Below are 12,561 nucleotides of genomic sequence, written 5' to 3' on the forward strand. Positions count from 1 at the left end.
TTTAAGCCTTCAAATTAATTCTTATTCAAAAACAAATAGCTTCCCCATATCATTAAAGTTAGCACTGCGAATAATTAGATTATCCATTATTTTATATTCATGATTATTTTAGAAAACAATCTATGAATGTATTAAAAACATTTTAATACATACAATCTCAAAAAAAGTTCCATCTCTTATAACAAACTACTTAACTTAATAATATCGAACCCTATTCAATGAATCCATATTGAATTTCAAAACTTTGTAAAACTTCATTTATTAAAATATAAAAAAAATATCCTGTAACATAAACAACATTAATGTGTCTACTATAAAAAGACAAAAGATGAATTGGTTAAATAAAACACTTCTATTATTACTTCTTTCAATTACTATATGTTCAGCTCAAACTATTGAAAGAGATTCTAACTTTAGTCCAAAAGTCATTGAATCTCCCCTTTTAAAACAAGACTTTATAATTTTCAGAAACGAATTACAAAAATCATATCCGTCAATATATCGCTTTAACAGCAAAAAAAATGTCGATAATTTATTCGATACTTATTTTTCTTCGATAAATAAAAACACTACTCAAATTGAATTTTTAGCAGAGATAAAACTCATCTTAAGCCACTTACAAGACGGTCATTTTTATGCTGGCGCTTCCCCTGAGTTAAAACACTACTTTGATGAGAATGCAAAAGTTTTTCCAATACAAATTAAGTTCATAAAAGACAATGCTTTTGTTGTGTCTTCCAGAAAACGAAATTTATTACCCGAAACAAAAATTTTGAGTATCAATACTATTCCAATTAATGAAATCAAGGAAAAACTTTTCGAATATATCGTTTCTGATGGAAAAATCGAAACTAAAAAATATTGGATTCTAAATAATAATTTCTGGTTTTACTATCGACTAGTTTACGGCGACCAACCTGATTTTAAAATTGAATATGAATCGAATGACAAAAAGATTAAAATAATCAACCTCCAATCTGAACTATATAAAAATGCAGAATATGAAGTTCATAAACTAGATCCAAGTAGCCATTTACAAGTGAATTATTTAAAAGACAATATAGCTTTAATGAACATCCAAACTTTTAATCAAGAGTTATTTGATGAAACAAAAGAGAATTACACTGAGTTTTTAGAGCAAACCTTTAAAGAAATTAAAGCGAAGAAAATAAATAGCTTAATAATCGATGTAAGAGGAAACAGCGGCGGAAGAGATATGTATGGTTCTCTATTATATTCTTACCTTACAAATACTCCATTTGACTATTATACCTCATTAGAAAGCACCACACAAAAACTAACTAAAGAAAATCTAAACAGTTATAAACCAAAAGAAAATCCAACAGAAGATTATTTTAGAGGCAGGAATAATTTGGCTACCCAAAAACCAAGCAACAACAATTATGCAAGCAAAGTTTATATCTTGATTGACGGCATGAGTTTTTCGACAACAGCCGAGTTTTGTGCTATTGCAAAAAGCAACAATAGAGCTGTATTTATCGGGGAAGAAACCGGCGGAGGATATTTTGGGAATACTTCTGGCAATGCTGTAGAATTAGTTTTACCAAATACTCAAATTTATGTTTCGATACCTACAACCAAATATGTTTTATCAGTCAAAAAAGACAAATATAGTAACCGAGGTATTTTACCCGAATATAAAATAACCCCAACTATAAACGATTACATTCAGGATAAAGATGTTCAGCTAGAATTTGCATTAAAACTTGCAAACCAAAAAACAAAAAAATAATTCAATCGAATTCCAAAACAAAAAAAGATGTCGAATAAAATCCTTGTTCTTTTACTACTCTCCATTCTTTCCGTAAGTACAATTTTTGCCCAGAAAACCAAAAAGGACACACCCAAATTGAAAAGTAGATTGTATTATGAAATTAAAAAAGCCGATAGCACTTTATTTGCTGCCTTTAATAGGTGCGATACTATAGCTTACAAAAACTTTTTTATTGATGATCTCGAATTTTACCATGACCTTGGTGGCTTAACAACTTCTTTTAAAAACGAATTAGCTTCATTTAAGAAAATGTGCGCAAGAGGAAGCAACATTAGAAGAGAACTTGTAGAAAGCAGCTTGGAAGTGTATCCAATTAAAGATTATGGTGCTGTCGAAATTGCTATTCATAACTTTTATCACACAAATAAAGGGGAAAAAGAAAAACCAAGCGGAACTTATAAATTTATTCATGTTTGGCAACACAAAAATGGAGAATGGAGAATTGCAAGAATAATCAGTTATGGTCATGATTCGATGAAAAACGATTAGTTATAAATAAGCAGTTATAAGTGAATTACCATATTTATAAACTATCTCATTTAATGGATTGATTATCACATCTAAAAAAAACATCGGCTATTCTATCCTAAACAGTGACACATTACTCTTTAAGCCCCTATGAAATTACTTTTTTTTATTTGATTTCTTTATTTCTATTTTAATAACAAAACTATTGCCACTTAGGGATCTTACTCATAAAAACCCCTTATTGTTTCCTTTATAAAATCCTTTTTTTACACTCAAAAATCAATAAAACTAGCCTGCCTTATATTTGTTTAAACTGAAATAAATGGGACGTTTTAGTTATTTAACGGTTATTTTTACTTAAATTGCGAACATATCTATCCCGTTTTTAGTCAAAATTTTTATTTGCCATTTATCAAATTCTATTTTACCTATCTGGAATCTGACTAAAAATAACGTATCAATTTGCAATCTATATTGCATCTTTTAGCCTATCGAAAAAATTTCATAATCGGGCTCAAATAATCGAAAAAGAACAACATAATGGAATTCAAAATAATTACTTCTGAACAAGGAGAGGATAACACATTTACTAGTGAAATAATCGCAAAATTTCTTCATACTCACCTGGAACAATATGGAGATACCCGTGAAGACATCCTCAAATGTATTGCATATGCAATGAACCCAGCCAAAGGTGGCACAATTGTACTTGCCTTAGAAGAAAAAGAAATTGTAGGTGCATGTATCTTAAACAATACAGGAATGAAAGATTATATTCCTGAAAATATACTTGTATATATTGCTGTTGACAAGTCTCAAAGAGGGAAAGGTTACGGAAAAAAATTAATGCAAAAAGTAATTGCTACAGCTCAAGGAAATATTGCTTTGCACGTAGAACCAGACAATCCTGCTAAAATTTTATACGAGAAACTAGGTTTTACAAATAAATATCTCGAAATGCGTTTGAATAAGTAAAACTGAATTATTAATTCAAATAAAAAAGAAAAAGAACGCAATGGCATTCATAAAATTATACCGTAAAAAATTAGAGGAGAATTATACTTTTCTCAACAACATTTTCATTTCCAAAAACATTAAATGGGGTGTTGTTTCTAAACTTTTATGTGGAAATAAAATATACCTTAAAGAAATAATCGCTTTGGGAGTTACAGAAATCCATGATTCTCGTGTCAGTAACCTACGAAAAATTAAAGCAATAGATCCTACTATTCAAACTGTTTACATTAAACCTCCTGCAAAACGAAGCATTGCAAGCATTGTAAAATATGCTGATGTTAGTTTTAATACTGAAATTTATACCATACAGCTGCTTTCGCGTGAAGCCGAAAAACAAAATAAAATCCATAAAATCATTATTATGATTGAAATGGGAGATTTACGCGAAGGTGTAATGGGCGAAGATTTAGTTGAGTTTTATGGGCAAGTTTTCAGCCTCCCAAATATTGAAGTTCTCGGTATTGGTACCAACCTTAATTGTTTGAGCGGCGTGATGCCTACTCAAGACAAACTAATTCAATTAAGTTTATACAAGCAACTTATTGAAGCTAAATTTAATATCAGTATTCCGTGGGTTTCAGGCGGAACTTCGGTTGCATTGCCTTTGATTATTAAAAATGCAAGACCAATGGAAGTAAACCATTTTAGGATTGGTGAAGCATTGTTCTTTGGGAAGGACTTGTTTACTGGAGAAACTATCGAAGGGATGCACAACGATGTTTTCAAGCTTTATACTGAGATTATCGAAATAACCGAAAAACCAGATATCCCGACTGGCGAATTGGGCGAAAATGTCGCTGGAAATACTTTTTCAATGAACGATACCGAAGATTTTGGCGGTACTTCATTGCGGGCAATCCTTGATATTGGTTTACTCGATATGCAACCGCAATACTTAGAATCTGATGATGCCGAAATTAGCATTGTCGATGCTAGTTCGGATATGTTAGTAATTGATATTTCTAAATCTAAAAAGAAATATAAAATTGGAGATTTAGTCTCGTTCAATATTAAATATATGGGTGCCTTATATCTGCTAAACTCCGATTATATCGAAAAAACTATCGAGTAGTTTATAAAAAACGAGATGAATATCATCTCGTTTTTTATTTTAATAGAGTGATTAAAGCTACTTGGCAGTTCAGATTTCGATTTCCAGTTTAATCTCTGGCTATCCTGAAAAGCTTTATATCCTGAAAAGTATTAACTACTTGTTCGTTAAAGTTCTCAGGTCAATCGCCTTCTTTGCTTGTACCTATTTGACCAGAAAAAGTATAAATATCTGCATTGCCAGATATCTTCGTAACATGAGAATAATTAACCTACCGGTGCTGATAATGTACTTGAATTTGATCTTGTTACCGCTTTTATTTTATTATTTATGTTCATTTTTGTTTCTAATAATTATTAAATTTCGACAACTTTTATTTCTCAAATAATTCCGAGTCAAACAAATTTAAAAGACATAACTCTAAATCTGTTTTTCTATTTTTAAATATTTAACTTGTTGTATTACAGATTAAATCAATACTTCGCACAAAACGAATTAGAATTAGATTACATTTAAAAAATTACTATTCTAAGATAAACCTCTATATTAGCAATAGTAATTTACTTATAAATAACATAGTTTTAATTCTTTACTATAAGAATAAACTAATCTAAATTCTGTTGCCCTAATGAAGCTATTAAAAAGGATTATACAATTTTTAGTTATTATTTTAATTCTTAGTTTCCTTTATAATTATGGAGTAAAGCTAATTGATGAACAAGTTGGCAAAAAATATGTAACCTACTGGAAACATAATACAACATTATATGAATCTGTTCCTCAAGACGAAAATTTCACTTTTAAAAACTTCGAAAAGAATGCATTAAAAAATGATTTGATTCTCTACGGTGAGTTTCATGGAGTAAAAGAAACTATTAAAATAGATTTAGAATTTATTAAATATTTAAACCGTAAAGTTGGAATGAAAACCCATCTTGCTGAATTTGACTTTAGCCAAGCCTATTTTCTAAACGAATACCTAGAAAACGGAAATGACACTATTATTGGTTATGTTTTAAATAAATGGATTATAAATCACGGACATCATAATAAAGACTATAAAAGCAAATGGGTAGAAATTCGCGAAATAAATAAAAAGCAACCCAATAGTTTGAAAATTAAAATTTATGGAATTGATAAAATTCAAGATATAGAAACAACCCAAAATCACCTAAATATTCTTTTTAAAAAATTAAACATTTTAGTAGAAATACCAAAAGAAAAGGCTGACTTTATCAAATGGGGGAATACAAATTTGTCACAAATTGTCTCTAATATATCTCGAGATACAACAAACACAAGTCTTATAGAAGACATTTTACACATAAAAAAAAATCTTGTTGACTATCCTAATACATCAAGAGAAAACATTATGTTCTCCAATTTTAAAGACTTTTATAAGAGATATAAGTTTAAAAACAAGAAAATTTATGGCTATTTCGGCGAAGCGCATGTTCTTCAAAAAGAAATGAATCACATAAAAGATTTTGGAACTCTTATTAAAGAATCAAACATGCCTATTAAGAACAAAACATATACTGTTATATCACGCTATTTAAATAGCTATATGGCCGCTCCTTCAAAATTTCTTCCCTTTTTTATCAGAGATAGCACGGAACATACTAAAATGAACATTACTTCGGATAATTGTTTCCTACTATATCATTATGGGATAAATGATTTAAAAAAAGTTACTAAAGAGAACACTACTACCTTTTTTGAAATCAATAATGTAGACTCACCCTATAAAAATTCATTACGTCTTGTAAAAAGTTTAGGCCTTTTCAGCTTAATGTCAGGCATGCAAATTACAGATAAGAAAACCTCAACTACAGACTATGCTCAGGCAATAATATTGATAAGAAATTCTGATTGGGCTGAGCCAATGAAAGAATAAAATTAAGTAAAACTATTACAATTAAAATTTTAATAAATTACTATTTTAATTCTTATATTCGTTTGATCAAAACCATTACAATTACCTGTAAATCAATCAAAAACGCCCCTTATCAGAACTGGTTAATATAAATGAATTTATAGTTGGTGTAATTGAAGAAGTAAAAATATTTTTTTGAGAAACAAATCGAACACGTTTGTTTTGGGCGTTACTCATAGAATTAACCTTACTTATTAATACATAGTTGTTACTATAATTAAGTGTTTAATTACTATATTCGTCTTTCAAACGTAACCTTTATAGAAACCAATAAATTTAAAAATGTCATTTTTAAAAAAACTTTTCGGAAAAAAGAAAAAAGAAAAATCTTCTGATCAAATAGAATTATCCTGGATACCAGAAACAGAAAACCCTTGGGGACATAAAATTTTAGATTTGCGCCCTTTTTCCCAAACCATGATTTCTACTTCAGAAAATAAAGAAATGGCTACTAATGCAATTTCCTACAACGCAGAAAACGGTACTTCTTTTTTCGGACAGAAACCAGTAAATGAAAAAACAATCAAAGCAAACCTTTCATTTAAAACAGATAAAATTCTGTATCCCGGAGTTTTGTTCACTCCCAATACAATGGAGCATAAATGGGCTCTTTATTTTGATGGAGAGTTTTTGATTTTTGTCCGTAGTTGGCTAAGAGAAATTTTAGTTGTCGCAAAAACGACACAAAAAGAAAATGAACTTATCGTTGAAACAATTACTGGAGAATTTACAGAAGATGAAAGTCCGGAATTTACAAAAGCTATTCTTAACTTTATTTTAATCAGCCATTCGATTGGCGAAATAGTTCCTGCTCTCTTACCAATTGAATTTCAAAATGACACTACAATTGCATGTCATTGGGCATTTTCGACTTATGGAAATATGGCCCAATTGGGAGTATTTGATGAACAATTTCTTCCCACTTCAAATTTGCCATTGCGATCGCACTCCTTGCTTCATATAGCAGTTGCTCAGGGAGAAATAAAAGAAATTGAGACCGAATTTAAAAAAGGGGTAAACTTAAATGCTCTAGCTGGAGATGGATTAGCACCGTTGCATTGGTCAATGGTTGCAGATGGTATTGAATCAATGGCAAAATTACTAGAATTAGGAGCTGACCCAAATTCACGAACTAATGAAGGCGCAACACCTATAATGAATGCGGTACAATCTAATAAAATAGAGAAATTAAATTTACTTATAAAATCGGGGGGACTGATAAATCTACAAGATAATAGAGGATTTACAGCATTACATCGAGCCTGTGAAATGGGGAATATTGCTATTGTAAAAATTCTACTGGAAAACGGTGCAGACAAATCAATTTCAGCAGAAGGACATACTGCCCTTTCACTTGCAATTATGACGAAACAAAATGAAATAATTGAATTACTAAAGTAATGAAGTTATGTAATCTCAAATTGGATTAAGAAAACTCTAATCCAATTTGTTTTTTTTATTTACTCTACAATCTTACTCAAATCCAAACTATTCTGATGCAATCAAAACCGACTCTCGATTTGGTTGTTACGGATGTATTTGTGTCATTCTATAATCTCGTGCACATATCCTTTTCCGAGAACTAGCAAACTGTAATTAGTTTCCTTTTGGTCTTTCTATACAGAATTCCCCAAGTCAATAATACTTCCTTCTTATTTTATTCTTATTATCATACTATCCTATAAGCGCTACTTCTCAGAGGTTTAATTAAATTATTATCTAAATAATGAAAAACATTTAAAAAAATAAATTTTAGATAATATATATTTCATATTTTTAGCAACAAAATTGCAGATAAACTATGAAAAAAGCCTTACTCCTACTCTTTTTGAGCATTTTTTTAACAAAAACACACGCTCAGGATTATTTTCCCAATAATGAAAGTATACACAGTAAAAATAACAATTATATCGTTTTTACTAATGCAACTATTTATATAACTCCAACACAAAAAATAGAAAAAGGCACTTTACTTATTCAAGATGGAAAAGTAGTTGCTGCAGGAAACAATATCGCTATTCCCAAAAATAGTGTCACAATTAACCTAGAAGGAAAAACGATTTACCCTTCATTTATAGACATTTACACCTCATTTGGAGTAGAAAAACCAAAAGGGTATTCTGGGGGACGAAACCCTTTATACGATACTAAAAGAGCTGGATATTATTGGAATGAAAGTATTCGTTCTGAAGTAAACGCCTACGAAAGCTTTAAATACGACCAACCTAAAGCCGAAGAATTATTAAAAGCAGGTTTTGGAGTAGTTGGAACTCATATCCCTGACGGAGTTGCTCGTGGAACTGGTGTATTAGTGGCATTAAATAATAGTGAAAATAGCACCCGAATACTGTCCAATAAAGCAACAAACCATTTTGGTTTTACACGAAGTGTAGCCACTAACCAAGCATATCCAAGTTCTTTAATGGGAATGATGGCATTGCTCCGTCAAATGTATTTGGATTTAGATTGGTACAAAAAAGGAAATTCAACTACCGAAGACCTATCATTAGAAGCCTTAGCCAATAATGATAAATTGACACAAATATTTACTACCGAAGATAAACTAAACAGCTTAAGAGCTGCCAAAATAGCCAAAGAATTTGGATTAAATTATGTCTTAAAAGGATCAGGAAATGAGTTTGAAAGAATTGAAGAAATCAAAAAAACAAATTCACAATTTATTATTCCAATAAATTTCCCAGAAGCATATGATGTTTCCAATCCATATCAATCCAACCAATTAGAATTAGCCGACCTTCGTTTTTGGAATCAAGCTCCAACTAACTTAAAAGTTCTTTCAGACAATGGGATTGTTTTTTCTTTGACAACAGACAAATTAAAAAAAACAGAAGATTTTAGAACCAATTTGATAAAAGCTATTAAATATGGTTTTGACAAAACAAAAGCACTTGAAGCCTTAACAACTGTACCTGCTGCTATATTAGGAAAAAGCAATGAAATAGGAAGTTTAAAAAATGGTAGTTATGCAAACTTCGTAATTACTTCAGGAGAAATATTTGATGAGAAAACCGTTTTATATGAAAACTGGGTTCAAGGAACTAAATATGTTGTTACTGATGTTAATACTAAAGACATCCGTGGCAATTATGATTTAACAATCGATGCTACTACTTACAAATGGAAAATTGATGGCACAATTACTGCTCCAAAATCGGAAGTTACAACAGCTGACGCTAAAAAAGCAACGACTACATTTTCTGTTTCAAACAATTGGGTTTCATTACTAATTAAATCCAAAGATTCTACTAAAGCCGAATATACTCGCTTAACAGGACTTATAGAAAATATACAAAAACTTTCTGGAAAAGCAGTTTTACCTAATGGAAATGAAACTCAATGGACTGCAATAAAAACAGCTCCTTTTGTAATGGAAAAAGACTCTGCTAACACAGAAAAATTAAACCCTATAATGCCAGTTACTTTTCCAAACGTAGCTTTTGGTAACTCAAAAAAATTAATAGCACAAACTATATTATTTAAAAATGCCACTGTTTGGACTAATGAAAAAGAAGGAATTCTTGAAGAAACTGATGTCTTAATTAAAAATGGAAAAATAGCAGCTGTAGGGAAAAATTTATCCGATGCATCAGCAACAGTTATTGATGCAAAAGGAAAACACCTTACGAGTGGTATTATTGATGAGCACTCACACATTGCAATATCAAATGGGGTAAATGAAATGGGACACAACTCAACAGCAGAGGTAACTATTGAAGATGTCGTAAACTCAGAAGACATTAATATTTATAGAGATTTGGCTGGTGGAGTTACAATTTCTCAATTACTACATGGATCTGCCAACCCAATTGGTGGCCGTTCAGCAATTGTAAAATGGAAATGGGGACAACCTGCAGAAGAAATGCTATACAAAAACCAGCCTAAATTTATCAAATTTGCATTGGGTGAAAACGTAAAACAATCTAATTGGGGAATCACAAATCCTACACGTTTCCCTCAAACAAGAATGGGAGTTGAACAAGTTTTTACTGATTATTTTCAACGCGCAAAAGAGTATGATGCTACTTGGAAAAAATACAATTCGGGTTCTAAAAAAGGAAAAGCACCTAGAGTAGATTTAGAATTACAAACTATTGCCGAAATTATAAACAAAGAGCGCTTTATTACTTGTCACTCTTATATAGAATCGGAGATTTTAATGTTAATGAATGTTACTGAAAAATTCAATTTTAAAGTAAACACTTTTACCCATATTCTAGAAGGATATAAAGTAGCCGATAAAATGAAAGAACACGGAGTTGGAGCTTCCACTTTTTCTGATTGGTGGGCATATAAATTTGAAGTGAATGATGCTATCCCTTTTAATGGACCAATTATGCATAATGAAGGAATTGTAGTTGCCTATAACTCTGATGATGCCGAAATGTCCAGAAGATTAAATCAAGAAGCAGCCAAAGCAGTAAAATACGGTACTATATCTGAAGAAGAAGCTTGGAAATTTGTCACTCTGAATCCTGCAAAATTATTACATATTGATGATAAAGTAGGTAGTTTAAAAATAGGAAAAGATGCAGATGTTGTGTTATGGAATACTAATCCATTATCTATTTATGCTAAAGCCGAAAAAACAATTATTGAAGGTGTTGTATATTATGATGTTCTAAAAGAAACAGAACAAGAGCTTGCTATAACCAAAGAAAGAAGTGAGCTAATAGGTCAATTGCTACAAGAAAAAAATAAAGGAGCAGCTACTCAGCAACCAAAAAAGAAAGAGAAAAAAGAATATCACTGTGATACTTTAGAACAATAAAAACGAAAGATTCACAAATAGAAAAACAGAGAACTATGACAACTAAAAACATATATATATTACTATTGGCATTTTGCATGCCAATATATATAAAAGCACAGCAAACACCAGCTCCAAAACAAACAAAATCAGTTTTAATACTAAATGCTACTGCACATTTAGGCAATGGAACTGTGATAGAAAATAGTGCTATCGGGTTTAAAGATGGAAAAATAACATTGGTAGCTGATGCCAGAACAATCAGACTAGCTACTGGTGCATATGATACTACGATTGAAGCTAGTGGAAAACACATATACCCCGGTTTTATTGCTCCAAATTCTACCTTAGGACTTGTAGAAATAGATGCTGTAAAATCATCTAATGACGATGAGGAAATTGGAAGCTTTAATCCTAATGTAAGAAGTATTATTGCTTATAATTCTGAATCTAAGGTAATAGAAACTGTTCGTCCGAACGGAATTTTAATAGCACAAATTACCCCTCGTGGCGGAAGAATTTCTGGAACTTCATCTATAGTACAATTAGATGCATGGAGTTGGCAAGATGCTATACTAAAAGAAAATGACGGAATTCATCTTAATTTCCCTCCTAGCTTTAAAAAAAGTGGCTCTTGGTTTGAACCAGGCCCTATCGAAGCCAACAAAGATTACGTACCTCAAATTGAAGAAATCAATGCTTTTTTAATTAATTCTAAAGCCTATTTCGGAGAGGCTCCAAAAGAAAGAAACTTAATTTTTGAATCAACGAAAGGTCTCTTTGATGGAACTCAAACTTTATTCATTCATGCTAATGGAGAAAAACAAATCATTGATGCTATAAAATTAACTCAGGATAATGGAATCAAAAAAGTAGTTATTGTAGGTGGTTTTGAAGCCTATAAATCTGCTGATTTATTACAAAAAAATAATATTGGAGTCTTGCTAAAACGTGTTCATGATATGCCCCAAAGTGACGACCAAGACGTTAATTTACCTTATAAAATGGCAAAAATATTAACCGATAAAGGCATTTTAGTTGGTTTAGAAAACAGCGGTGACAACGAACGAATGAATACTCGAAACTTAGCATTCTTGGCTGGTACATGTGCAGCTTATGGTTTAGACAAAGAACAAGCATTACAATTAATAACATCTAATACAGCTAAACTATTAAATATAGATCAGCTTTGTGGAACATTAGAAACTGGAAAAGATGCTACTTTATTCATATCTGAAGGAGACGCACTCGATATGAGAACCAACAAACTTACCACTGCTTTTATACAAGGTAGAATGATTAGTTTGGAAACGCATCAAACTAAATTAAATAAAAAATACAAAGAGAAATACAATCAGAAATAAACGATAGTAATTTAAATTAGTAATAAAAAGGACTAAAATGAATAATTCATTTTAGTCCTTTTTATTTAAACACATTTTATAAAATACTCCGACTTTAATTAATTACTTATCACGTTGTAAAATAAAACTGATAATTTTTATTAAAAGGAAAACAACAAACTC

8 protein-coding genes are annotated in these 12,561 nt (G+C 30.7%); all 8 read left to right on the forward strand.

Annotated features, from left to right (window positions below; genetic code table 11):
- Positions 1–328 precede the first annotated feature (328 nt).
- Entirely contained in the window at positions 329–1,753 is a 1,425-nt protein-coding gene (locus tag IUY40_RS04685) for a S41 family peptidase (RefSeq protein WP_195735710.1), read from the forward strand.
- Positions 1,754–1,780: 27 nt separating this feature from the next.
- Positions 1,781–2,284, forward strand: a complete 504-nt coding sequence (locus IUY40_RS04690; RefSeq protein WP_195735711.1) for a nuclear transport factor 2 family protein — start codon at positions 1,781–1,783, stop codon at positions 2,282–2,284.
- 519 nt (positions 2,285–2,803) lie between these two features.
- The gene (locus tag IUY40_RS04695; protein ID WP_195735712.1) at positions 2,804–3,238 is read left to right on the forward strand and encodes a GNAT family N-acetyltransferase; all 435 of its coding nucleotides are present in this window, start codon (positions 2,804–2,806) and stop codon (positions 3,236–3,238) included.
- Positions 3,239–3,278: 40 nt separating this feature from the next.
- Positions 3,279–4,352 (forward strand): alanine/ornithine racemase family PLP-dependent enzyme, encoded by a 1,074-nt coding sequence (locus tag IUY40_RS04700; protein WP_195735713.1) that lies wholly within the window; start codon positions 3,279–3,281, stop codon positions 4,350–4,352.
- A gap of 607 nt (positions 4,353–4,959) precedes the next feature.
- Positions 4,960–6,228 (forward strand): hypothetical protein, encoded by a 1,269-nt coding sequence (locus IUY40_RS04705; RefSeq protein WP_195735714.1) that lies wholly within the window; start codon positions 4,960–4,962, stop codon positions 6,226–6,228.
- 321 nt (positions 6,229–6,549) lie between these two features.
- Positions 6,550–7,668: an ankyrin repeat domain-containing protein gene (locus IUY40_RS04710; RefSeq protein WP_195735715.1), complete on the forward strand. Its 1,119-nt coding sequence runs from the start codon at positions 6,550–6,552 to the stop codon at positions 7,666–7,668.
- A 400-nt stretch (positions 7,669–8,068) separates the two neighbouring features.
- On the forward strand, positions 8,069–11,056 hold the full coding sequence (locus IUY40_RS04715; protein ID WP_195735716.1) for an amidohydrolase family protein: 2,988 nt from the start codon (positions 8,069–8,071) through the stop codon (positions 11,054–11,056).
- Between the two features lie 35 nt (positions 11,057–11,091).
- Positions 11,092–12,399 (forward strand): amidohydrolase family protein, encoded by a 1,308-nt coding sequence (locus IUY40_RS04720; protein ID WP_195735717.1) that lies wholly within the window; start codon positions 11,092–11,094, stop codon positions 12,397–12,399.
- The last annotated feature ends 162 nt before the right edge of the window (positions 12,400–12,561 follow it).

Origin of the sequence: Flavobacterium sp. ALJ2, from assembly GCF_015594725.1 — a bacterium.
GTDB lineage: Bacteria > Bacteroidota > Bacteroidia > Flavobacteriales > Flavobacteriaceae > Flavobacterium.